The 23578-nt window shown below is 55.3% G+C and carries 17 protein-coding genes; 3 read left to right on the top strand and 14 right to left on the bottom strand.

Going from position 1 to position 23578, the window contains the following annotated elements:
- Positions 1-35 precede the first annotated feature (35 nt).
- The 9 genes from J1785_RS21260 to J1785_RS21220 form a co-directional block, all read right to left on the bottom strand.
- Positions 36-1184: an alpha-hydroxy acid oxidase gene (locus J1785_RS21260; protein ID WP_418952321.1), complete on the bottom strand. Its 1149-nt coding sequence runs from the start codon at positions 1182-1184 to the stop codon at positions 36-38.
- The gene (gene hisC, locus J1785_RS21255; protein ID WP_129951248.1) at positions 1181-2347 is read right to left on the bottom strand and encodes a histidinol-phosphate transaminase; all 1167 of its coding nucleotides are present in this window, start codon (positions 2345-2347) and stop codon (positions 1181-1183) included. The genes J1785_RS21260 and hisC overlap by 4 nt, the downstream gene beginning before the upstream one ends.
- 164 nt (positions 2348-2511) lie before the next feature.
- Entirely contained in the window at positions 2512-4209 is a 1698-nt protein-coding gene (gene hutU, locus J1785_RS21250) for a urocanate hydratase (protein ID WP_217220584.1), read from the bottom strand.
- A 58-nt stretch (positions 4210-4267) separates the two neighbouring features.
- Complete coding sequence (gene hutH, locus J1785_RS21245; RefSeq protein WP_217220582.1) at positions 4268-5818, bottom strand: histidine ammonia-lyase; 1551 nt, start codon at positions 5816-5818, stop codon at positions 4268-4270.
- 123 nt (positions 5819-5941) lie between these two features.
- A complete protein-coding gene (locus J1785_RS21240) occupies positions 5942-6727 on the bottom strand; it encodes an ABC transporter ATP-binding protein (RefSeq protein WP_129990739.1) in 786 nt (261 codons plus the stop codon).
- Positions 6727-7608, bottom strand: coding sequence for an ABC transporter permease (locus J1785_RS21235; protein WP_129990740.1), 882 nt, complete (start codon positions 7606-7608; stop codon positions 6727-6729). The genes J1785_RS21240 and J1785_RS21235 overlap by 1 nt, the downstream gene beginning before the upstream one ends.
- Positions 7609-7625: 17 nt before the next feature.
- Positions 7626-8606, bottom strand: a complete 981-nt coding sequence (locus tag J1785_RS21230) for an ABC transporter substrate-binding protein (RefSeq protein ID WP_129951243.1) — start codon at positions 8604-8606, stop codon at positions 7626-7628.
- A gap of 244 nt (positions 8607-8850) precedes the next feature.
- Entirely contained in the window at positions 8851-9435 is a 585-nt protein-coding gene (locus tag J1785_RS21225) for a HutD/Ves family protein (protein ID WP_129990741.1), read from the bottom strand.
- Positions 9432-10805: a formimidoylglutamate deiminase gene (locus tag J1785_RS21220; RefSeq protein WP_217220580.1), complete on the bottom strand. Its 1374-nt coding sequence runs from the start codon at positions 10803-10805 to the stop codon at positions 9432-9434. Before J1785_RS21220 ends, J1785_RS21225 begins: the two co-directional genes overlap by 4 nt.
- A 246-nt stretch (positions 10806-11051) precedes the next feature.
- On the opposite strand from J1785_RS21220, the gene hutC reads away from it, so the two are divergent.
- The 3 genes from hutC to hutG all read left to right on the top strand — a co-directional run bounded on the left by hutC (position 11052) and on the right by hutG (position 14121).
- The gene (gene hutC / locus J1785_RS21215) at positions 11052-11855 is read left to right on the top strand and encodes a histidine utilization repressor (protein WP_129951240.1); all 804 of its coding nucleotides are present in this window, start codon (positions 11052-11054) and stop codon (positions 11853-11855) included.
- Between the two features lie 170 nt (positions 11856-12025).
- Positions 12026-13288: an imidazolonepropionase gene (hutI, locus tag J1785_RS21210; protein WP_217220577.1), complete on the top strand. Its 1263-nt coding sequence runs from the start codon at positions 12026-12028 to the stop codon at positions 13286-13288.
- Complete coding sequence (gene hutG, locus J1785_RS21205) at positions 13285-14121, top strand: N-formylglutamate deformylase (RefSeq protein WP_217220567.1); 837 nt, start codon at positions 13285-13287, stop codon at positions 14119-14121. Before hutI ends, hutG begins: the two co-directional genes overlap by 4 nt.
- 273 nt (positions 14122-14394) lie before the next feature.
- Here the strand turns inward: hutG and J1785_RS21200 are convergent, their stop codons facing one another.
- The 5 genes from J1785_RS21200 to bcsR form a co-directional block, all read right to left on the bottom strand.
- On the bottom strand, positions 14395-17619 hold the full coding sequence (locus tag J1785_RS21200; protein WP_238483317.1) for a cellulose synthase subunit BcsC-related outer membrane protein: 3225 nt from the start codon (positions 17617-17619) through the stop codon (positions 14395-14397).
- Between the two features lie 70 nt (positions 17620-17689).
- Entirely contained in the window at positions 17690-20029 is a 2340-nt protein-coding gene (bcsB, locus tag J1785_RS21195) for a cellulose biosynthesis cyclic di-GMP-binding regulatory protein BcsB (RefSeq protein ID WP_217159490.1), read from the bottom strand.
- Positions 20026-22641 (bottom strand): UDP-forming cellulose synthase catalytic subunit, encoded by a 2616-nt coding sequence (gene bcsA / locus J1785_RS21190; protein ID WP_217220564.1) that lies wholly within the window; start codon positions 22639-22641, stop codon positions 20026-20028. Before bcsA ends, bcsB begins: the two co-directional genes overlap by 4 nt.
- Positions 22638-23381 (bottom strand): cellulose biosynthesis protein BcsQ, encoded by a 744-nt coding sequence (gene bcsQ, locus J1785_RS21185; RefSeq protein WP_217138613.1) that lies wholly within the window; start codon positions 23379-23381, stop codon positions 22638-22640. Before bcsQ ends, bcsA begins: the two co-directional genes overlap by 4 nt.
- A 1-nt stretch (position 23382) precedes the next feature.
- The gene (gene bcsR / locus J1785_RS21180; protein ID WP_217220594.1) at positions 23383-23571 is read right to left on the bottom strand and encodes a cellulose biosynthesis protein BcsR; all 189 of its coding nucleotides are present in this window, start codon (positions 23569-23571) and stop codon (positions 23383-23385) included.
- Positions 23572-23578: the final 7 nt, after the last annotated feature.

Genomic DNA, 23578 nt, shown 5'->3' with positions numbered 1-23578 from the left:
AAATGCTCAAAGGATCTTTCTGTTCATTCAACTGCTTATGGCTGAAGACGTAACAAATGCGGCCCCAGCTGGCTGACCGACGTGCAACCAAGCTGCGCGATTGTGCGGTCAACTTCCTGCAAAATAATCTCCAGTGCCCGTTGCGCACCCGCCTCACCGGCTGCGGCGACGCCATACAGCATCGGTCTGCCGAGCAGGACCGCATCCGCACCGAGCGCCAGTGCTTTCACGACATCAGTGCCACGGCGAAAGCCACTGTCAATAAGGATCGTCGCCTGCGAACCGCACAGTGTCCGGATATCCGGCAGCACCTCGAGCGCACTCACCGAGCCGTCAAGCTGACGTCCGCCGTGGTTTGACAGCACAATGCCATCGGCTCCGCTCGCAAAAGCAAGTTGTGCATCTTCCGGCGCCAGGATCCCTTTGATCAACAGGGCACCCTGCCACTGACTGCGGATCCAGCGCAGAGTTTCCCAGCTGAGACGGGTATCCATCTGCGCCGAGAAGTAGCTCGCCCCACCCGCCCCGCGTTGCTTATCCGCCGGAACATAGGGTTTGAGATTACCGAACCCAGGCATTCCCGCCGGTTTTAAGGTTCGCCATACCCAGCCCGGATGCAGCGCAACATCAAGCATGCTCCAAAGCGATAGCTTCATTGGCCGCCGGTAATTACGCTTATCTTTTTCACGGTTACCGAAATGCACCGCATCAACCGAGACCACCAGCGTGGTGCAACCGGCCGCTTTCGCGCGCGCCAAAAGTCCGGCAGTGACGGCACGGTCTTTGAGCACATACAACTGAAACCAATGCTGCGGCAGGTTTTCTGCCGCGATTTCTTCAACCGATGCAGTTGAAACGGTGCTCTGGATATAACCGATACCCGCATGTTTCGCTGTACGGGCCAGCATGGCATCCGCACCGAAACGCAACATGCCGTTATAGCCGGTCGGCGCAATCAGCAACGGCGCTGAAAGGCGCTGTCCGCACACCGTGACGGATAAATCGCGCTGGCTGGAATCGTTCAGCACCGGCGGAATAAAGCGCCAGCGCCCGAAAACCTCCCGGTTGTCTTTCAGCGTTTGTTCATCATCCGCCCCGCCTTCGACATAGCTAAATGCAAAACGGGGCAATGCGCATTTCGCCTGCCAGCGCAAATCGTCAATGTTCAGCGCAACACGTTTCACGCTGCCCCCTCCGCCAGGATACATTTCAGGCTGTCGATAAACTGACGGTTATCCTGTTCATTACCGATGGACACGCGGATCCAGTTTTCATAACCGGTTTCCCGCCAGGGTTTGATAATTACACCGAAACTAAGCAAGCGTTGTGCCAGTTCTGTGGCCGGGCGGCCGCAATCAAAGAAGAGGAAGTTGGCATACGATGAGGCGACGTTAAAACCAAGCGCGGTAAGTTCTGTCGCAACGCGTCCGCGCTGCGTGCTGACCAGCGCAATGCTCTCGCGGACATGATCTTTATCCCGCAATGCCGCCACGGCAGCGATCTGCGCCGAACGGTTGATGTTGAAAGGCGTACGCACTCTGTCCAGCAGGTTAACCAGTTCAGGATGACTGGCTAAACCATACCCCACCCGCAACCCGGCCAGCCCGTACGCTTTCGAGAAAGTCCGCAGCACGATCCACGGTCGTGGCTGGTCAGCCAGTACGCGCAGACTGTCAGGGTATTCAGGATCGGTTTCGCAATATTCGAAATAGGCTTCGTCAATCACCAGCACACAATCCGCTGGCGCGGCATTAATGATACGGGCGAATCCTTCCCGGTTGAGCATGCAGCCCACCGGATTGGAAGGGTTGCTGAAAATCAACATCTTCGCCGGTCCGGACAGCGCGTTTTCCCAGGCTTCGATATCAAATTCCTGCTGTGCATTAACACCCACCATGGTGACATCGGCACCCATCATGCGCGGGAAGATTTCATGTAAACCAAACGAGGGGATCAGCGTGACCACGCGGTCGCCGGGGCTAAGAAACGCCAGCGCCAGCATATGCAGAATGTCTTCCGAACCGTTGCCGATAACAATATTTCCGGCTGCCACCCCGGTATCTGCGGCCAGCGCATCACGCAGCGCCATGCTTGATGCATCAGAATAAATCGCACTGAAACAGGCGTCCGCTTCTAATGCGGCCCTCGCCAGCGGACTGGCACCCAACGGATTTTCATTACTGGCCAGTTTGGCAACATGCGTCACGCCATATTTTTTTTGCACAGCCTCTGCCGCAAGCCCGGCGTTATAAGCGCTCAGCGACCGTGCTGCGGGCCTTGCCAGTTTTTCCAGGAGCTGTTGCTGCTTTTCAAATACCGAATCAGAAACTGCCAGATCTGAAGCCATTATTCACCTCACGCTGCTAAGTTGCTCCCGAGTATGCCGTAAATCAGCGGTGTTTTACGCCTCTTTTTACAGCATTTTCCGAATACTTTAGAAACAAAACGGGCAACGGCCTGCGCCGCTGCCCGTGAGTATTGTTCAATTTAATTTCCTGACGTATTAATCACTTACAGTGATGACTTGCCAAGCATCGGCAAATTCAGATGATGGCGTTCAGCACAGTCTTGTGCCTGTTCATAGCCAGCATCTGCATGGCGCATCACCCCTGTCGCCGGGTCATTCCACAGCACACGTTCAAGACGGGCATCTGCTTCTCGGGTACCGTCAGCAACGATCACCATTCCGGCGTGCTGTGAGAATCCCATTCCGACGCCACCGCCGTGATGCAGACTCACCCAGGTTGCGCCGCCCGCCGTATTAAGCAATGCATTCAGCAGCGGCCAGTCAGAAACCGCATCAGAACCGTCTTTCATGGCTTCCGTTTCACGGTTTGGTGAGGCAACAGAACCGGTGTCGAGATGGTCACGACCGATAACAACCGGTGCTTTCAGTTCACCGTTACGGACCATTTCATTGAATGCCAGACCGGCAAGGTGGCGCTCGCCAAGACCCAGCCAGCAGATCCGCGCCGGTAACCCCTGGAAGGCAATGCGTTCACGCGCCATATCCAGCCAGTTGATGAGGTTTGCGTTGTCCGGGAACAGTTCCTTCAGTTTTGCGTCGGTTTTGTAGATATCTTCCGGGTCACCGGAAAGCGCCACCCAGCGGAACGGACCTTTACCTTCGCAGAATAGCGGACGGATATAGGCCGGCACAAAGCCCGGAAAATCAAAGGCATTTTCCACGCCTTCGTCTTTGGCAACCTGACGGATGTTGTTGCCATAATCGACAGTCGGAATGCCCATAGCATGAAAATCGAGCATTGCCTGAACATGTCTGGCCATTGACGCACGGGCAGCTTTCACCACCGATTGCGGATCTGCCTGCCGCGCATCCTGCCATTTTTCCAGGCTCCAGCCTTCCGGCAGGTAACCGTTCAACGGGTCATGTGCCGAGGTCTGATCAGTGACAATATCCGGGCGCAGACCGCCTTCTTTCGCGCGGGCAACCAGTTGTGGCATCACCTCTGCGGCATTGCCCAGCAGGCCGACGGAAATGGCTTTTTTCTCAGCGCAGGCTTTTTCAATCATGGCCAGCGCTTCATCAATGCTGTGTGCTTTGTAATCGAGATAACGGGTGCGCAGACGGAAATCGATGCGCGACTCCTGGCATTCAATCGCCAGCACGCAGGCTCCGGCCAGTACGCCAGCCAGTGGCTGAGCGCCGCCCATGCCGCCCAGACCGGCCGTCAGGATCCATTTGCCACGCAGGTCACTGTTGTAATGTTGACGCCCTGCTTCCGCGAAGGTTTCATAAGTGCCCTGCACGATGCCCTGCGCACCGATATAAATCCAGGAACCGGCAGTCATCTGGCCGTACATCATCAGGCCGGCTTTATCCAGTTCATGAAAGTGATCCCAGTTTGCCCAGTGCGGGACAATGTTGGAATTGGCAATCAGCACGCGCGGTGCATCGGTATGCGTGCGGAAAACGCCGACCGGCTTGCCGGATTGCACCAGCAGCGTTTCGTCTTCACGCAGCTTACGTAAACTGTCGAGAATGCCTTCAAACGCCGGCCAGTTGCGCGCCGCTTTACCGATACCGCCATAAACCACCAGATCTTCCGGACGCTCAGCGACATCCGGATCGAGATTGTTCTGGATCATGCGGTATGCCGCTTCAATCAGCCAGTTCATACAGCTCAGTTCCGTGCCCTGTGGCGCACGGATTACGCGGGCAACGGCCGTTTTTTGTGGAGCGTTCATCGTCGTTTCCTTCTCTAAAATAAGGGGTTATAAATCAGTCGGTATAAGACAAAATTGCTCAGGCAAAGCTTGGCAGCAGCGCTTCAATCGCAGCAGGCCAATGCTCGCGGGAAGCCCAAAGACGCATCATTTCAACGTCCGGTGCCATCAGGCGGTCTTTTTCAAGAAACGCTACGTTTTCACGGATCGCTTTCATTTCATTTTCCAGCGTGGCTGAACTGCGCAGCGGACGATGGAAATCAATACCTTGTGCGGCGGCCATCGCTTCTATGCCTACGACCACACTGGTGTTAAAACACATGTCCCCCAGACGGCGGGCGGCATAGGTGGCCATGGATACATGATCTTCCTGATTCGCCGAAGTCGGCAGGCTGTCAACGCTGCCTGGATGCGCCAGCGATTTGTTTTCCGACGCCAGAGCCGCTGCGGTAACCTGCGCAATCATGAAACCTGAATTCACACCACCGTCATTAACCAGAAACGCAGGCAAACCGGAAAGCCCGGTATCGAGCAGCAGCGCCATACGGCGTTCGGAAATCGCACCGATCTCAGCGACGGCCAGCGCAATGATATCGGCGGCAAAAGCCACCGGTTCGGCATGGAAGTTACCACCGGAAATCACATCACCGTTTTCGGAAAATACCAGCGGGTTATCGGAGGCCGCATTCGCTTCGATGCGCAGAATGCGCGCAGCGTGGTGCAGATTATCCAGACAGGCCCCCATCACCTGCGGTACACAGCGGATAGAGTAAGGATCCTGTACCCGGCCGCAATCCGCATGAGACGTGACAATGTCACTACCTGAGAGAATAGCGGTCAACGCGGCTGCAACCCCCATCTGCCCCTGCTGCCCCCGGGCTTCGTGAATCCGCGCATCCAGCGGTTTCACTGAACCTTTAATCGCTTCGAGCGACAATGCGCCCGCCACCAGCCCGGCAGAAAATACACGTTCGGCCTCAAACAGGCCGGACAGTGCAAGAGAAGTGGAAACCTGAGTGCCGTTCAGCAGTGCCAGCCCTTCTTTCGGACCGAGTTCAAACGGCTTCAGACCCGCCGTCGCCAGACCGTCAGTTGCCGACATTTTTACGCCTTGTGCCGTAACCTGACCCTCGCCAATCAGCATCAGGGAAAGATGTGCCAGCGGTGCTAAGTCACCGGATGCACCCACAGAGCCTTTCTCAGGAATGCAGGGATAAACCCCGGCATTAAACAAAGCAATCAGCGCATCGATAATCTCAATACGGATACCGGAATGGCCGCGCGACAGACTCAGCACTTTGGTCGCCATCACCAGACGCACCACGTTATCCGCCAGATCCTTGCCGATCCCGACGCTGTGCGACAACACCAGATTGCGTTGCAGTTCCGCCAGACGTTCCGCCGGAATACGCGTTTGGGCCAGCTTGCCGAAACCGGTATTGATGCCGTAAATCACTTTTCCTGATTCAACAATGCGGGTGACCGTTTCCTGTGACGCCAGCACGCCCGCGCGCGCCTCCTCAGCCAGTTCAAGGCGAACATTGCCCTGATAAATCTTGCGCAGCATCGGCAGATCAACATGACCCGGTTGCAGGCGGCAAAGGGTTAACACATGGGATGAAGAAGCCATAATCTATTCCTGTATAGACAAGTTAAACCGGAAGTAAACCCGGCGAAGGACTCAGCCCGCCGGGTATATATGTATTACATGACGAATCAAAAACCTGTTATCTGCAGACACATGGCAACGAAATCAGTGTTCGATTGTCTGCATCGTTTCGGTCCGAATTTCTTCGGTAACCTGCGCTTTCAGCGCCATAAATTCCGGCGAGGTTTTCAGGGTATAGTCCCGCGGATGCGGGAAATTAACCGCCACCTCGGTTTTGATCCGCCCCGGTCGCGCACTGAAAATCGCCACTTTGTTGGCCATAAAAATGGCTTCATCAATATCGTGCGTCACGAACAACACGGTTTTGCGTGAGGATTCCCAGATCGATAACAGCAGTTCCTGCATCATCACGCGGGTCTGGTTATCCAGGGCGCCAAAAGGCTCATCCATCAGCAAAATTTTTGGATCATTCGCCAGCGCGCGGGCGATGGCGGTACGTTGCTGCATCCCGCCGGAAAGCTGACGCGGGAAATGCTGCTCAAAACCCCGCAGCCCGACCTTATGAATAAAGTAGTCGCTGCGTTCTTTTTGCGCTGCCTTACTTACACCACGCTCCTGCAAACCAAAACAGATGTTTTGCTCAACGGTCAGCCAGGGGAACAAGGTATAACTTTGAAAAACCATGCCACGATCGGCACCGGGTCCCTCCACGCGTTCACCGTCTAACCACACTTCGCCACGCGTCGGTTGATCCAGCCCGGCAACAATACGCAGTAATGTAGATTTACCGCAGCCTGAGGGCCCGAGGATGGTGATAAAGTCGTTTTCATTAACCTGATAATCCACCGGTAACAGCGCCTGTGTTTTCTCACCCTGCGGACCGGTAAAGATACGTTCAACCTGACGGACACTCAGTTTCGGATGGCTCATCACAATGAACTCCATACAAACAGGCGACGGTTGGCCGCTTTGAACAACAGATCGGAGAGCAAACCAATGCAACCAATCACGATAATGCCGAAGATCATTTGCCCGGTATTGAGCAGCGCCTGGCTGTTAACAATCATATGACCGATACCGCTTGAAGAGCCGATAAGCTCTGCCACAATCACGTAAGTCCACGCCCAGCCAAGCACGAGGCGCAGCAACTCGGCTATTTCCGGTGCCGCACCGGGAATGATTACCCGGCGCACAACACTCCGGTTGGTTGCGCCTAATGTATACGCAGCTTCGACCAGATCACGCCGCGCTGCACCTACGGTCACCGCCACCATCAGGGTTATCTGGAAAAAAGAGCCAATGAAAATCACCAGTATTTTCTGCATTTCACCAATACCCGCCCACAGGATCAGCAACGGCACAAATGCTGACGCAGGCAGATAACGGCAAAACGATACAAACGGCTCGAAAAAAGCCTCAATCAGTTTGTAAGACCCCATGAAGATGCCGAGCGGAACGGCAATGGCGCAAGCCAGAATAAATCCACCCAGCACCCGCATGACGGTCATGCCGATGTCAGTTGTAAAATCAAAATCGGTAAACAGTAAAATACCTTCCTGCAACATACTCGCCGGACTGGCAAGAAATGTGGCGGAGACGAGGCCGGTAAACGTCACCAGCGCCCATACGGCAAAAAACAGCACAAAGAAACAGAACCCGAGGAACACGCGATGCCGCGCGGCAACCGGCCGCAAAGGCACCATCATGGGGTTATGCCAGACTTTTTTGCTTGCCGGCAACGGTGCCGGCTCACGTAAGGCTGACTCTGTCGTCATGGGTTGTTCTGCTGCCTGACTGACAGGAGTGTTCATATCGCCGTCCTTCATGGCTATTTCACATACTTCGCGTCATAGAGTGTGTTGATGTCCGGCGTTTTACGCAGAATTTTCATCTCCGTCAGCAGTCGCGCCGCTTCGTTAGTGAAGGTCACAATCTCACCGCTGAAGAATTTCTTATTGGCATCCCGATCCTGCCAGCGCAGATAACTGGATTCTTCTGCAAACTGTTTTCCGGTCTCTTTCGCCGCTGCACCCATGATTTCGTTGGACTTTTCCGGTTCGTTCTTAATCATATCCAGCGCTTCAAAATAGCTGTTCACCAGCGCCTGCGCGGCTTTTGGGTTTTTATCCAGCCAGGCTGGCGTACAGCCCAGCGTGTCCATGACCATCGGATAGTCCAGCGTGGTTGCCAGAATTTTTCCTTTGTCCGGGCTCTGACGGATGGTGGAAAGGTAGGGTTCGTAAGTCACGGCGGCATCATTCTGTCCGGCAATAAAGGCATGTGCGGCGGCGTCCGGCCCGAGAGTGGCGAGTTTGACGTCTTTCATCGTCATGCCATTTTTATCCAGGATCCACGCCAGCAGGAAATAAGAAGACGTGCCCGGTGCATCCACGCTGATGGTTTTGCCTTTCAGGTCGCTGACTTTGCTGATGCCATTGCGTACGGCGATACCGTCCGCGCCGTAGGATTTGTCCAGCTGTACGATCTGTTTGATCGGCACGCCGCTGGCGTTCCAGGTTAAATAGGTTTCAACCGTGGTCGCCGCACATTGCAGGGAACCGGAAGCGATGGCCAGATGACGCGACTGCTGTGGCACCATTTTTAACGTGACATCCAGACCGTTCTTTTTAAAGATGCCCGCTTTGTCTGCCAGTGTCAGGGGGGCAAACCCCGTCCAGCCCGAAATACCCACAGCAACCGGCGTATCGGCCGCCTGTGCCGCACTGACAGCCATACTGCCCAGCGCTACTGCCAGCCCTAACAACGACAACGAACGTTTCAGTACAACCCTGGTAATCTTGTTGCTCATCTGCCACTCCTGCCAATATGCCTGTCTCGGGGAAATGCCTGTGACTGTCAAACGCCGCAAGCAAATTACGCTACTGTATATTCTTGTCTATACAAGTGAGTCGAAAATAACAAAGCAAGCTTTATGCCAGTTTATGCTGATGCCGTTTTGCCACATCCGGCGGCGGTTACGCCTCGTCCCATGCGGGCTGGTGAATCAATTCAGTGCGTTGCATGCTCCCTTTTAGCGCAACCCTGCAGAGTATTTATCGTGTAATGGCCGCCCATAACAGCAGGCCTCTCTGTACCTGATCAACAGGGGTCAGACTCACCGATGCCTGTCGCGATGCTGCCGCTGTTTCAGACCAGTAATATCCCTCGCCCGCCCGCAGGGGCTGGCCATCCGCCTGTTGCCACGTCCCGCTGATAACATAAACCACCCCGCCGTTTTCACGGGTCACATGAAGATGTTGTTGCGCGGTAACCACCCGTGACACACATTCAGTCCGTCGCGTCATGATGTTAAAATCGGTCGTCACACCGCCCAGAAGACGGGCACTGAGCGCACTATCACCGCTGAAGGCAAACGGCTCACCGGTAACATTGAGTAAGTGATCAACCTCAGGCGGTGCCTGCAGATGCACGCCCTCCCCGTTCAGCAAAGTGATGGAGCGGTCAATGCCGGGAAATGCCGAGAACGGCCCGTCCTGTGCGATAGTGGCAATGCTGGCGCGCCAGTCAAAATCATGACTACCGGCAGGAAAACTGAAGATTTCACGGGTCTCGCCACCGCCGTTACGCCATGGGCTGACCGGCAGTTCATCGAAGGCAAAATGGTGCCAGGCGATCATGCGGCATCCTCCGCAAGGTGGCGGAGAAGCGCCAGAAAATCCGCCGCCGCAGCCTGTTGTTGTTCATGCTGGCCGTCCACAATGCGCGGTACGCCGCCAACATACACATCACGAATTTGTCCGGCATTACCGGCGAATAACCAGCGGTTAAGCAGTTCATGATTTTTTGCCGCAGCGAGATAAGGATCCTGCCCGTCGAGCACCAGCCAGTCGGCACGATAACCGACAGAAAGCTGCCCGATGGCCGCGCCGCAAGCCTGCGCGCCGCCCAGTAATGCCTGCGTGTAAAGCACATCGCCCACCGAGTTTTGCGCTGAAGTCGTCAGCCGGTTACGCCGCTGGTCACGCAGGCGTTGCCCGTATTCAAACCATCGCAGTTCTTCAACCACATTCAGAGAAACATGGCTGTCAGAACCGATGCCCCAATGCCCTGACTGTGCCAGATAATCGACGCCGGGAAAAATCCCGTCCCCCAGATTAGCCTCAGTAGTCAGGCACAACCCCGCGACTGCTCCGCTGTTTGCCATACTTGCCAGCTCGAAACGGTCAGCGTGCGTGGCGTGGATCAGGCACCAGCGGGAATCAATATCCAGATTGTCATACAGCCAGGAAATCGGACGCTGCCCGCTCCAGCCCAGACAATCATTCACTTCTTTCTGCTGCTCGGCGATATGAATATGCACCGGCAGGGTTTTATCGCCGGACTGCAACACCTGCTGCATTTGCTCAAGGGTTACGGCGCGCAGGGAATGGAAGCACAACCCCTGATTTTGCAGGCTTTTACCACTGAGCCGTTTACGGATAATTTCCTGTTGCCTGAGATAACTGTCCGTATCCTGAATAAACCGTTTCTGTCCGGCCTGTGCCGGTTGTGCGCCAAATCCGGCATAACTATAAAGCACCGGTAGCATGGTCAGCCCGATGCCGGTTTGCGAGGCGGCTTCACTGAGATGCGCGGCCATTTCGCCGGGGTCGGCATAAGCCTGTCCGCTGATATCATTATGCAGATAGTGGAATTCAGCCACCTGTGTGTAGCCACCTTTCAGCATTTCTATGTAGAGCTGACGCGCAATGACACCCACCTGCTCAGGTGTAAGGCGCTGCACCATGCGGTACATCAGATCACGCCAGGTCCAGAAACTGTCCTGAGGATCCCCGGCGATTTCCGCCAGTCCGGCCATCACCCGCTGAAATGCATGCGAATGGAGGTTCGGCATGCCCGGAACCACCGGGCCGGAAAGGGGCAGACAACCCTGCGGATCGCCGTCCGGGATCACCGCAGTCAACATTCCGGCAACATCGACATCCAGCCGCACGTTGTGCGCCCAGCCATCAGCAAGTAAAGCGCGTGGAGCAAAATAAGCAGGCATGACAGCATTCCTGAGCAGTAAGAAGAAACATAAACGCAATTTTATGGAAACAATTGCAAAACTTTTAAGCGACTTGTCTATACATATACATATGCCTGATTGCGCTGTAAACTTGCAACAACCCTTTTTTTATAAATTTCGTTTTCTGTCACGCCCTTTCCGTTTACTTTCCTCTGATGGAAACTGCCGGGCGGACAGGCAAACTTTCCCAATATTTCTGGAATTTCATTGAGTGAGGTAAGAGTCATGTCGGAGCCCACACCACTTTTGCAAAATGGTGCCGTGCCACAGCAGGGAGTATCACAGCAGACATTGTCCGAACTGGCGGCTGCGATGAGCGACACACCCGCACCCATTTATCAGCGGGTTAAACAGGCGATCATCAGCCAAATCCGCGCCGGTGTCTGGAAACCGCATCAGCGGGTGCCGTCTGAAAGTGAACTGGTCAATGAGATTGGCGTCAGCCGGATGACCATCAACCGTGCCCTGCGCGAACTGACCAGCGAGGGATTTTTGATCCGCATGCAGGGCGTCGGAACCTTCGTGGCCGAAGCCAAGGCTTATACCCCGATGCTGGAAGTGCACAACATTGCCGATGAAATTGCCCGGCGCGGTCATCGTCATGACAGCAAGATTCTGGTGTGCGAGGCACGCCTGGCCGACGCTGATCAGGCGCTGCAACTGGGTATCGCCACGGGTACGATGATATTTTATTCGCAGATTGTTCATTACGAGAACAACGTACCGGTGCAGATTGAAGACCGTTTTGTGAACCCGGAAACCGCCCCCGATTATCTGCAACAGGTGCTGAACAAGCAGACACCCTATACGTATCTGATGGAAATCGCGCCGCTGACGGCGGGTGAACATCGCGTTGAAGCCATCAGTGCCAGCGATGAGCAGCGCGAATTGTTGCAACTTAATGAACATGAGCCTTGCCTCCTGATCCACCGCCGGACCTGGAGCGGCAGCCGCGTAGTGACTTCCGCGCGTCTGATTTATCCGGGTTCCCGTTATCAATTATTTGGACGTTTCACCAGCCATGGCTGATTCCGGCACACCTTAATGGCGGCTTTGCATGGCCGCTATCGCTTCGTTCGAATTTTGGAAGACGTCTCGTAATAAGAAAAAACTATCGCTGGCTGACTTGCCGGTTTTACCGTTATGCGTTAGGTTGACTTTAGTTGTCTATACAAGATGAATTCAGCCTGGAGCCTGTCATGCCGGTAGCTATATCCCCTTCTTTTTCCTCCGAGCCGCCTGCGCGTTGTGACAGCGTATGGCGTGGTGCCACCCTGGTGACCATGCAGGACGGGCATTACAACCTGATTGAAAACGGCGCGATTGCGGTCGCAGGCGGGAAGATCGTCTGGACCGGCCCCGCCCGAGATTGTCCGGTTTTCGCAGGCGCCACACAGCATGAATTCGAGGGCGGGATCATCACCCCGGGCTTCGTTGACTGCCATACGCATCTGGTATTTGGCGGTGACCGAAGCGCAGAATTTGAACAGCGACTGAACGGCGTCAGCTATGCGGAAATTGCTGCAGGCGGTGGCGGTATTCTGTCCACCGTGAATGCGACCCGTGAGGCCACTGAAGATGAACTTCTGGCACAGGCGCTGTTCCGTTTACAACCGTTGCTGGCCGAAGGCGTGACCTGTGTTGAGATTAAATCCGGTTACGGACTGAGCGTAGAAAGTGAACTGAAAATGCTGCGGGTGATCCGCCGGTTAGGCGTCATGCTGCCGGTCGACGTGAAATCCACCTGCCTTGCCGCCCATGCCCTGCCGCCGGAATTCAAAGGATGCGCGGATGACTATATAGATCTCATCTGCAACACATTGCTGCCAGTCGTTGCCAGTGAAAACCTGGCCGACGCCGTCGATGCCTTTTGTGAACACCTGGCATTCTCACCGGACCAGGTTGAACGGGTTTTTAATGCCGCAGAAGCCTTAGGTTTGCCGGTAAAATTACACGCCGAGCAACTGTCTTCGCTGCATGGCAGTGCGCTGGCGGCAAAACATCATGCACTGTCAGCCGACCATCTGGAATACGCCACGGACGAAGATGCGCAGGCCATGGCCGCCGGCGGCACCGTCGCGGTATTACTGCCGGGGGCATATTATTTGCTGCGCGAAACGCAATGCCCGCCGGTGGAGGCGTTCCGCAAACATCAGGTGCCGATGGCGCTGGCCAGTGATGCTAATCCGGGCACATCGCCTGCGCTTTCTTTGCGTCTGATGCTGAATATGGGGTGTACGTTATTCCGACTGACGCCTGAGGAAGCACTGGCCGGGATCACCTGCCACGGTGCGCGCGCGCTCGGTTTACAGGAAACACACGGCACGCTGGAAGCGGGAAAAGTTGCTGATTTTATACACTGGCCGCTGTCACGTCCTGCGGAACTGGTTTACTGGCTGGGTGGTCAGTTGCCCTGCACTGTTGTCTATCGTGGAGAAGTACGAGGAGAGTTCCGTTCATGAGTTTTTCAACTGCTAATGTTATCGCTGAGCCATACCATTTTACCCAGGGTACCGCGCCGTTACTGATCAGCATCCCCCATGCAGGGACGCAGCTTACGCCAGAAGTGGCCAGCGGTCTGAGCGATGCCGCTCTTCCGCTTTCCGATACCGACTGGCATATCCCGCAGCTGTATGATTTTGCGCGTTCACTGGGTGCCAGTATTCTGGTCGGCCAGTATTCACGGTTCGTTATCGACCTGAACCGGCCTGCTGACGATAAACCGTTGTATACCACCGCCACGACAGGTTTATACCCCGAGACGCTTTTTGACGGACGCGAGACCTTTAAACCAGGCATGACGCCGGCAGACACGCAGCGCCAGCAATATCTCGATCAAATCTGGCAACCCTATCACCAGAAAATACAGTCAGAACTGGCGCGTATGAAACAGGAATCCGGCTATGCGCTGCTGTTTGATGCACATTCTATTGCGTCAGTGATACCGCGTCTTTTCGACGGCCGGCTACCGGATCTCAATCTGGGCACCAACAGCGGCGCAAGCTGTTCACCGGCGCTGAGTGAAATTCTCGACAGAACCTGCCAGCAACAAACCCGCTTCAGTCATGTGCTTAATGGCCGGTTTAAAGGGGGATATATCACGAGAGCTTATGGTCAGCCTGACCGGGATATTCATGCCGTTCAGCTTGAGCTGGCGCAGGTGAATTATATGGAGGAGATTGAACCGTTTTCGTATTCACCTGACAAGGCGGCCGAATTACAGGTGCTGTTGAGGCAGTTGCTGGAGGGAATGGTGGATTGGGGGACGGACAGCTATAAACAAGGCGCTGGTTAATGTCACTTTTCGCTGGCCGCTAAGGATAGCCGCAAAACCCCGCCGCTGCACGGTTCCCTTCGTTCGGGTTACAACCCGCGTAAAAAGACACGCGGTTTTCCACCTCTCCCTCCGGCGGTATTTGGAACCGGCCTCAGGCTTCTACGTCGCAACCTTACTTGTTTTGTTTTTTTAAAAGCCAGGGGCGATTCAGAAAGCTTGCTGAACGGAGCGGCCTGGAGACCAAAGGCTCCAGGACCGAGTGAAGGAACCGCCCTAATGCCCGGTCTGGCATTACTTAAAGTCCGCGTACGGCACTAACGGTTCCGGTGGCATATCCAGATCTCCTTGCCAGCCGCTCATCGAGTATCTCGCGTACAGCAGGAAATGGCTTGGCGTATAATCCTTCGCTTGCTGAATATCAATTCCCCCGCCGATGGTCCAGTGAGAACTGACACGCCGTTCAACCAGTGCCTGCAACGTGTAACCAAAACCAGAACCACTACTGCCGGTTTCAATGGCGTTTTTATCCGGTAATGAATCCGGGATCAGATTCTGGATCGGATAACGTTTTTGATCGCTGGTTGAGGAGCGAGACCAGGAGACGGAACCGCCGAGTTGCCATGACCAGTTCTCCGTGCGCTGCCGGTAATTCACCGGTACGGCAAGCGAGAAATATTGTTGCGGACTGTAGTATCCCCCCTGTCCCAGGGTGTAGCCGCTAAGGTCTTTCTGATAATGCCAGAGCATGGAGCTGAGGCCCACCGTCGCGCGGCGGTTATCTTCGTTGATAACCTTGTAGTAATACCCCCCCATCAGGCGTTCGCGGGTATTGTCTTCGACATTTTCACCGGTCAGCTGATGCGCGCTGAGGTCAGCCCACACCCCGTTGGCCAGCCCCTGATCGTAACTTAACCCAAGGCTGGCACCGGTTGCGCGAACGCCACCCCAGGTGGTGCCGGTGCCCGGATCTTTTGCGCCAGCGAAAGAAAGTAACGAACTGGACACCGGACGGCGTGAAACCGTGGTCGTCCAGCCGATATCACCCCAGTCTCCGCTGTAAGCCAGCCCGCCTACCCAGTCAACCACCGGAAAACCCAGCGGCGTGGTGCCTAAATCTCCTTTCCATTGTTCATTTTCCCAGCCCGCACCAAGGCTGACACCGTTAGCGGTCTGGCTGCGATATCGGCGGCAGTTCTGATCACGACAGGTGCCGAAACTGGCTTCGTAATTACCGTTTTCGTTATCAAAAGTTCCGGCATCCATACGCACCCAGTCGGCCCGCAGGAATCCCCGCCCCTGATACACCGGCATATCTGCCTGCAACATGGTGGTGTTGGCGGTGAGATCAGATTTGCCCGGCGTACCGCTCGAGGTCCACGAATCCGTATCCACCGTGAAATTGATATCCTGCTGACGGTAAAGATCACCTGCGTCAGAGCGGATACCGCGTTTCAGCCAGTCATCCGCCGGATTGTTGCGGATCAGACGTGTATAACTGTCATTGTCCTGTGGCGTTTTGTCGGTGATGCCACTGGCGACCATCGCCTGCCCGTAATCCTGACGCGCCAGTTCTGGCTCGCCGAGCTGCTGCTCAAGGCTGGCGGCATTGCGATAAATCAGTGCTTTGTCTTGTCCGGCCGGTTGTGAACGCGCAGCCGTTTTCAATGGCTGCATCAGCGCAAAGGCCCGGGTAGTGTCACCGACATCACGCCAGGCCATGGCGATCTGCCGTTGCTGATTGAGGCTCAGGTCATGCAGATCAGCCTGCTGCAACTGCTGTTTCGCCTGCTGCGTATGACCTGCGGCCAGTGAAGTATCGATAGCGGCCAGGGTTTTACCGAGCTGAATGCGCTGCGCCACTTCACGCATGTTGGCGTCCCATTTCGCCTGCGGCAATGTATTCAGATGGTGCAGAGCGGCATCATCACGACCGGAGCCGGAAAGATAGAGCGCATAAGCGTAAACCTGTTGCGGATCCACCGGACGTTTCGCCGCAAGCTGTTCGAAAACCGTATCCGCCTGCGCCGGTTCGCCCGCCTCACGCAGGGCATTAGCGTAATGGTAGGTCGTCCAGACATCGTCCGGATTCAGCTTCAGCGCTTCGCCGTAGCGGTTCGCGGCCTGATTCCAGTTGTGCCGGGCAGCATATTTTTCCGCCTCCATTGTGACAACGTCACTTTGAAGTCCCCGCTGTTTGTCGCTGAGTTTCGCCTGTGAAGCAGCCGGCAGTGAACTGATGTAATCCAGGGCTTTTTGCGGCGACTGACGCTGATAGATATTTGCCAGACCGCGCTGGGCACTGCTGTTATCGCGCTCCAGCCTGAGTGCGCGGCGATAAGCCTGCTCTGCCTGCCTGTCATTTTTACGCTTAACCGCCACATCGCCGAGCCCGATCTGCGCCCACGGATCACGGGAGTCCAGTCGCTGTGCCTGGTTGTAGGCCGCTTCAGCCTGTTCAAGCTGTCCGGTTTTCAGCGCCCTGTCGCCCTGATCGATTTTCAGCCAGTAACTGTTGGTCTGGATCAGGCTGTTCCATTTATCCGCATTATAGCCGTCGGTTTCGGCGGCTTTCGCCTGCCGGAATAAGGTCAGCGCCTGCTGGCGGTTACCGGCACGGGAGTAAGCCAGCCCCATCGCTCCGAGAACCTCGGCATCGTTGGGTTTCGCCTGCAATGCCTGCTTCAGCGGGGCAATCGCGCCGGTTGAACCACCCCGATTAATTTGCGCCAGCCCCCGGAGTCGTGCCTGATAACGCGGATCGGCCAGCAACGCCTGCTGACGCTGAAGCTCCTGTTGTGCGGCAATCACCTGCGGACCGGTATCAAACGTAGTAATAAACTCTTGCAGGGCCTCAGCGCTCGGATGACCCACGGGTTGGTCTTTAATCTGAGCCAGCCATAAGTCAGCGGCAGGCGAACGCCCTTCATTGGTGGCAGCGATTTGCTTAATCAGCGCCACCGCTTTGGCATTATCCCCTGCGTCAAACGCCATCTGCGCCAGTTGCAGGCGTAACTGCACATCCCCCGGATACCGGTTATTCAGCGCCTGGAGCTGCGCCTGTGCGCTGGCTTTCTGCCCCGGCAGGCGCGCAATCAGTTGCCAGTATTCCACCGCCAGATCCAGCGTCGGCGGCCGGCCGCCAAACAACTCGTCATATTGCGCCTTAGCTTCACCGAGCCGCCCGGCGGTTGCCAGTAAGCGCGTCTGCTGGAGTTTTTGCTGCATTTCCGGCGAGGCGATTTTCAGGCTCAGCTGTGCCTGCTGATATTCATCCGAACCGGGTGCAACCTGTTTAATTTTTTCCAGCTGCTGCTGCGCCCTGGTCTGGTCACCTTCGCGGAGAAGCAGACGCAAACGGGCGGACATCACTTTCGGGTTCTGCGGATCGATTAATTCCAGGCGAAACAGTGACTGACGTACCAGATCATCCTGATGACTGGCTTCACCGATCCGTACCTGTTCCAGCAACCATTGTTCCGGCGACACAACCGGGGCAGAAACCGCAGGCGCAGCCATCAGGGCCAGCGCAATGGTCAGCGCCAGTTTGTTGCGGGAAAGCCGGTTCGTGGAGTGTCTGTTCACGAAATTATTCCTGATCATCATCAGACAGACGACGACGGGCCAGAGAACGTAACCCGGTCCATAGCAGTATTGCCGCCAGGAACACCAGAATCACCGCCATGACTGCCAGCAATACCGGATGGTTCGCCATTGCGTTCCATACCCGTTCCCACCACGGTAAATGGCCCACATAATAGGTATCACCCACTTTCAGACTACTGATGCCGGAATCGCGTACCACCGCCACTGAACCAAAGATCCGCGCACGCTGTCGGGTATCCTGCACTGAGGTGTTCAGCATTGCGAAGCCCTGCTGACCGTTTGCCATCAGCGCGACCACGCTGCGCTGATCAAAGTATGGCGACTTTAATCCGACGATCGCCGCAATCGGACCTTGTGCACTGATTTGCGCACTGGCATCCACCCGCGCATCGCTGGCAGGTGAGTTGTTATCCGTTAACGACGCCTGACGGATGGGGGTGTTAACCGCATCGCGGGCTGCCTCGATCAGTAAGTTAGCTTTTTTATCATCGCGCATGCTGTCGTCACGCAAATCCGCAGGCAAGTTACCGATCACCAGCAGATCGGCGTCGGTGGTTCTTGCTTTTGCCGCATCTTCGGTCAGCCCCACGCCAAGTGCCGGATAACCGGTGAGTGCGCCAATATTGCCCATCGCATCAAACAGCGTGGTGAGTTGCTCAGGTTGCGGTTGTGGCTGAACCAGAATCAGCGTCTGGGATAAATCCGCCAGGCGGCTGAACGGGAATCCGGCATTCGCGAAGGCGCGCAAATCAGGCATCGCCATAAAATGACGGTATCCGGAGAAATCGATGGTGGAGCTGTCGTCGACCACTACATGATTTGGCACGGTGTTATAGGTTTCACAGCGGCCCTCGCTGCCGCTTGCCAGCAGCGACGTGTAGTCAAAATCAAAACGCATCTGGTTTACCGCACCCAGTTTCAGCGCCGGAATATTCAGATCCTTGCTGCCATCCAGCAGCCCCTGCAACAGGGACAGATGCAGTAACCGGGAATCCTCATCGTGTCCGGTTTTCAGGGTCAGATCCTGCACAAACTGGTTGTTCAGGCTGATGCTCAGACGCGACGTGTTTTTGAGCTGTGGCGAGGTGTAACGGTACTTCAGCCGCATATCAATACCGGTGCTGTTAATCAGGAACAGATCCGGCGGCAGGTTAATGTTGAGCGTGACCGGGTTCGGCTGGATGCCGTCAGACTGTAACTGTTCTGCATACTGTTTCAGTTCGCCAAAATTCATCGGACGGTCGGTGCGCACCCAGTTTGGCGCATCATACGGCTGGCGTGGCTGGATCTGATCCACTTTATCGACACCGACCGTTTCGCCACGGAACAGGATATTTCCCTGCGCAATGCCTTTTACTGCTGTCAGTAAGTCCTGATCATCACGACCGAGGATCAGCAGCATTTTGACGTACGGATTATCCGGGCGGCTGACCATCTGCACGACGGGCCCTTTCACCGGCGGCATTTCTTTGAGGAAATCAGGGCGCTGACCGTTAGTCGCAAACACCACGGCGTGGCTTTCCGGCAACTGGTTATACAGCGCCGGGAAAGATTGCCCGCGCCACTGGGCTTTGGTGCCGAACCAGGAGGCCAGAATCGCCGCCGCCTGTTGCTGGCTGGCATCCGGAGAGGCGGCAAATACCATCGGCAGGCTCAGCGGACGGCTGTCACGCGCATCAAAGAATGGCACCGGGAAATGCGCCAGATCGTTGCTTAGCGGCAGTTTCTGGTATTGCAGACTGAGTGAACTGCCCTTGCCGATTTCCAGCCACAGCGTGGTGTTTGCCGGGTTTTCACAGACGTTCTGGTAATGACCAATAAACTCCAGGCGGATACGGTTAAAGTCGGTGACATAGCGCGGATCAATCGTCATCTGTAAGTGATTTTTCTTGCCGAGCTGATCTTTATCAATCACTTCAACGCCCATCAGCTGGTCGTTGAGATACACCTTAAGATGCGACTGGACCGGGATCAGCGACGGCGACGGCGTGAACTCGAGATTCAGCGTAGCCTGTGTCACGACTTCGTCACTGCGCACACCGAATTCAATCTGCCCGTTCGGCTGAATACCGCGCAAGGTGATGGCCCCTGGCCTCGGTGCTACATCGGCAAAAGGTAATATCACGTTGCGCACCGGCGCGCCCGGAATAATCATCGGGTTCACCGCCGGTGCCACCAGCGGCAACGTCACCTGAGGCGCAGGTATCTCATTGCCCGGCACAACCGGTGCAGTAGCCTGTTCACTGTAGGCCGGTGCAGCAGAACCCAACGCCAATGTCATCAATGCGGATGCCATAAAAGTGGTGATCGGAAGTTTTTTCATTGTTTTGTCATCATCAGGTTGGATTCAACAGGCTGAACGGCCAGCGATGGATTACGCGGAGCAAAAGACAGCAACCAGCGGCCAAACGATCGTGTTCGGGACACCAGCGGTCGGTAACGTTGCGGGGCGATGTCCAGCATCCGCAGATAACCCCGGATGCCCAGCCCCAGTACCTCACGCAGGCTTTCCATCGGTTTGTCTTCAGGGAAACTGTCTTCGCGTAATACCCAGCTGTCGGCCCGGGCAAAAGTACATTGGATGAAATCGATATGTTGTTGGGTTGTGAGTGGCAATAGCTGCATACCGATGTTTTCACCAAACACACGGCTGATCTGCATCGGGAAGGTATATTCCTGCTGTCCGCGGCTCAGGATTAACGTGACGTTGTCACCAAACTGAAACTGGCTTGCACTCGCGGTTTCCAGCCCGACACCGCTGTCGGAATAGTCCTGGATGGTGCAGACATAAATATGTCCGTCTGGCTTGAGTAATGACGCGGGCATTCTGGCTTCTACGCGGTGTGCCTGACGAACCTGTTTGGATTCGAACGCCACGGCAATCGCCCCGCCCAGAATAATCATGTTGTAGATCACCCACGCCATGCTCACCAGTACGGTTAAAATTTCGTCGGGACGTCCATAAACAATGCGGTAAATTCCAAAGAATAAACCCGCCAGATTAAGCAACATCAGGATTTGATATGGCCGGCTGATTTTCCAGTCCACGTAAGCATGCTTGTTCAGCCCGCCTTTTGCCGTCACATTGAACGTCCCGGCATGGGGATTAAACAACGCCACCGTCGTTGGCCTGGCGATATACCACGCCAGCACGGTTTCGTAGATTTCATTCCAGAACGAATGACGGTATTTGCCCTGCACGCGCGAATTAGTCAGGCTGGCATGAATCATGTGCGGTAGCACATACAGCGCGATGGCAACAGCCGGTGCATAAATGATATAGGCATGTAACAGCAGAAACGCCAGGGGCGCGGTGAGGAAGATCAGGCGCGGAATACCGGCCAGAAAATGTAACATGGCGTTGGCGTAACACAGCCGTTGCGCCAGTTTCAGCCCTTTGCCAAACAGCGGGTTATCGAGGCGGAATATCTGCACCATACCGCGCGCCCAGCGGATACGCTGGCTGATGTGAGCAGACAGACTTTCCGTCGCCAGCCCTGCCGCCTGCGGAATACGAATATACGCCGAAGTGTAACCGTGGCGGTGCATTCGCAGCGAGGTATGCGCATCTTCCGTCACCGTTTCGATAGCGATACCCCCGATTTCATCGAGTGCGTCGCGGCGCAACACAGCGCAGGAGCCGCAGAAGAAGCTGGCATCCCACAGGTCATTGCCGTCCTGCACCAGTCCGTAAAACAGTTCGCCTTCGTTTGGCGTACGGCGCATTCGGCCAAGATTACGTTCGAACGGATCGGGCGAGAAAAAGTGGTGCGGCGTTTGCAACATGCTAAGTTTTTTATCTTTAAAGAACCAGCCGACGGTCAGTTGCAAAAAAGAACGGGTCGGCACATGGTCGCAGTCAAAAATCGCCACCAGCTGGCTTTTCGCCTGTTTCAGCGCATGGTTAATGTTGCCCGCTTTGGCATTTTCACGCGTTTCACGGGCAATGTATTTCACGCCGATTTCATGGGCAAAATCCGCGAATGCCTGCCGGTTGCCGTCATCGAGCAGATAAATGGTCAGTTTGTCACGGGGCCAGTCAAGCCCGAGTGCGGCGTACAATGTCGGTTTCACCACGCTCAGATCTTCGTTATAGGTCGGGATCAGCAGATCCACCGTTGGCCACGTCGAGATATCCGCAGGCATGGGCACCGGTTTACGGTTAAGCGGCCAGATGGTCTGGATATACCCCAGCACCAGCACCGTCCAGGAATAGGTTTCCGCCCCTAGCAGCAGCAGACCGCAAATCAGACTCAGCGGATCTTCCCAGTTCAGCGTTGACGTGTACCGCCACCATAAATAACGACAGGAAATGGTCAGCGACAATACAATCATCATCAGCGCCGGGAAACGTCCCGGAATACGGCGGATAATCATTGCAATACTCCACAGCAGCACCACGAAAACAAACTGCGCGATATAGCCAAAAGGCTGAGAAATGCAGAACATCGCCAGCGTGATCGTCAGCAAAGCAGTCAGTAACACCAGTATGCGTTTAGTGAGCCGGTTCATTTTGCCGATACGTCGTGTGACCTGAGTTTCCAGCGGATTTTGGGTGACCTGTCCGGGCAATGATCTGAGCCACAAATGGACTTTCCCGCGCAACTGCTGCGGCCAGCGGCTATATATCACACGCCCGCGTCTGCCTTCAGATGGCAGGATGATCAGCAGCCACACACTTTGCACGATATAACGCAGCGGATCGGCCAGACGCGGCTGAGAGGGCGAAATTTGCGGATACCAGCGGGTGCGCTGTGCATTAACGCGCTGCCAGAACGGGGATTCAAAACGTAAAAACAACCAGCACAACGCCACACAGATAATCATCAGACCTGCGGCCATACGTGAGGAATGGCTGGCGCGATAATGCCGGTAGCGATTTTGTAATTCGAGAACGACCGGCGGCACCAGAAACAGATTGAGCAGACGGTTCATTTTGCCGGGCTCCGCGGCGTTTTCTGGCTATGCACGTCCCCGGGATGGCGTAAGTGCAGCAGGAACCAGTTCGCCAGTGTGTTAATCTCACGGCTGATTTTGCTGTTATTTTTCCATTCCCCGACAGGCTGTTTCGCCGCCAGTGACTCCGCCATTGCTTCATCGCGGTGTAAAATCACCGGGATCAGGGCGGGCAAGGTTTCCTGCCATAACAACAGAATATCCTGCTGTAACTGGCTGGAAGGAATGAACTGGTTGAGCAGATAATGCCCGTTGGCTGGCAGCACATACTGATGTAAACGCAGGTGTGACTGAGTATCAGCATGGAGAAGCACGACGGTGCGGTCGGCAAGTGTGCGTGCAGGTAAGGGATCGGCTGCCGGAGAGTCGATCAGGATCCAGTCATAGACACCGGTATTTTTAAGCTGAGTGATCGCTTTTTGCCAGTCGAAATCAGGCTGATTGTTATCGTCCGTTGCGACATGCCCGTAAGGCAGGAGATCAAGATGAGAATGGTAGCGCAGTGCAGAGTTTTGCCAGGACGTCCCCGTATTGTGCGCATAGCGCCATCCGCATGCCTGAGCGACAGGCATACCAAAGTGCAACCGCAGGAAGTTTTCCGGTGAAAAGTCGATCACCAGCACTTTCTCATTTAATTGCGCAAGACCCCAGGCCAGTGCAGCCGTGACCGAGGTGGTCCCCGTACCGCCACGAACGCCCTGTAAGGCAATGACAGCCATATTATTTTTTCTCCGCGCTGTGTTCGCCGTATTGCGCCAGCTCAGCCAGTAACGGCCAGCGGGACATTAGTTGCGGGATTTTTTCTTTACGGGCTATATCGACGTAATTTAATTCTGACAAAGAAAAAAGGCGACTCAGCGCAAAAAAATCATCATCTTTTTTCGGTTCGGATTCTTCCTGGTCTGCAATATTGGCT

Source organism: Rahnella perminowiae (assembly GCF_019049755.1).
GTDB lineage: Bacteria > Pseudomonadota > Gammaproteobacteria > Enterobacterales > Enterobacteriaceae > Rahnella > Rahnella perminowiae.
The sequence above is the reverse complement of the archived record's forward strand: the minus strand, read 5'-3'. Positions and strand labels throughout refer to the sequence as shown.

Excerpts from the sequence above, each read along its gene's own strand:
- hisC (WP_129951248.1), bottom strand. The coding sequence starts at position 2,347 with ATGGCTTCAGATCTGGCAGTTTCTGATTCGGTATTTGAAAAGCAGCAA.
- hutU (WP_217220584.1), bottom strand. The coding sequence starts at position 4,209 with ATGAACGCTCCACAAAAAACGGCCGTTGCCCGCGTAATCCGTGCGCCA.
- hutH (WP_217220582.1), bottom strand. The coding sequence starts at position 5,818 with ATGGCTTCTTCATCCCATGTGTTAACCCTTTGCCGCCTGCAACCGGGT.
- J1785_RS21240 (WP_129990739.1), bottom strand. The coding sequence starts at position 6,727 with ATGAGCCATCCGAAACTGAGTGTCCGTCAGGTTGAACGTATCTTTACC.
- J1785_RS21235 (WP_129990740.1), bottom strand. The coding sequence starts at position 7,608 with ATGAACACTCCTGTCAGTCAGGCAGCAGAACAACCCATGACGACAGAG.
- J1785_RS21230 (WP_129951243.1), bottom strand. The coding sequence starts at position 8,606 with ATGAGCAACAAGATTACCAGGGTTGTACTGAAACGTTCGTTGTCGTTG.
- J1785_RS21225 (WP_129990741.1), bottom strand. The coding sequence starts at position 9,435 with ATGATCGCCTGGCACCATTTTGCCTTCGATGAACTGCCGGTCAGCCCA.
- J1785_RS21220 (WP_217220580.1), bottom strand. The coding sequence starts at position 10,805 with ATGCCTGCTTATTTTGCTCCACGCGCTTTACTTGCTGATGGCTGGGCG.
- hutC (WP_129951240.1), top strand. The coding sequence starts at position 11,052 with ATGTCGGAGCCCACACCACTTTTGCAAAATGGTGCCGTGCCACAGCAG.
- hutI (WP_217220577.1), top strand. The coding sequence starts at position 12,026 with ATGCCGGTAGCTATATCCCCTTCTTTTTCCTCCGAGCCGCCTGCGCGT.
- hutG (WP_217220567.1), top strand. The coding sequence starts at position 13,285 with ATGAGTTTTTCAACTGCTAATGTTATCGCTGAGCCATACCATTTTACC.
- J1785_RS21200 (WP_238483317.1), bottom strand. The coding sequence starts at position 17,619 with ATGGCTGCGCCTGCGGTTTCTGCCCCGGTTGTGTCGCCGGAACAATGG.
- bcsB (WP_217159490.1), bottom strand. The coding sequence starts at position 20,029 with ATGAAAAAACTTCCGATCACCACTTTTATGGCATCCGCATTGATGACA.
- bcsA (WP_217220564.1), bottom strand. The coding sequence starts at position 22,641 with ATGAACCGTCTGCTCAATCTGTTTCTGGTGCCGCCGGTCGTTCTCGAA.
- bcsQ (WP_217138613.1), bottom strand. The coding sequence starts at position 23,381 with ATGGCTGTCATTGCCTTACAGGGCGTTCGTGGCGGTACGGGGACCACC.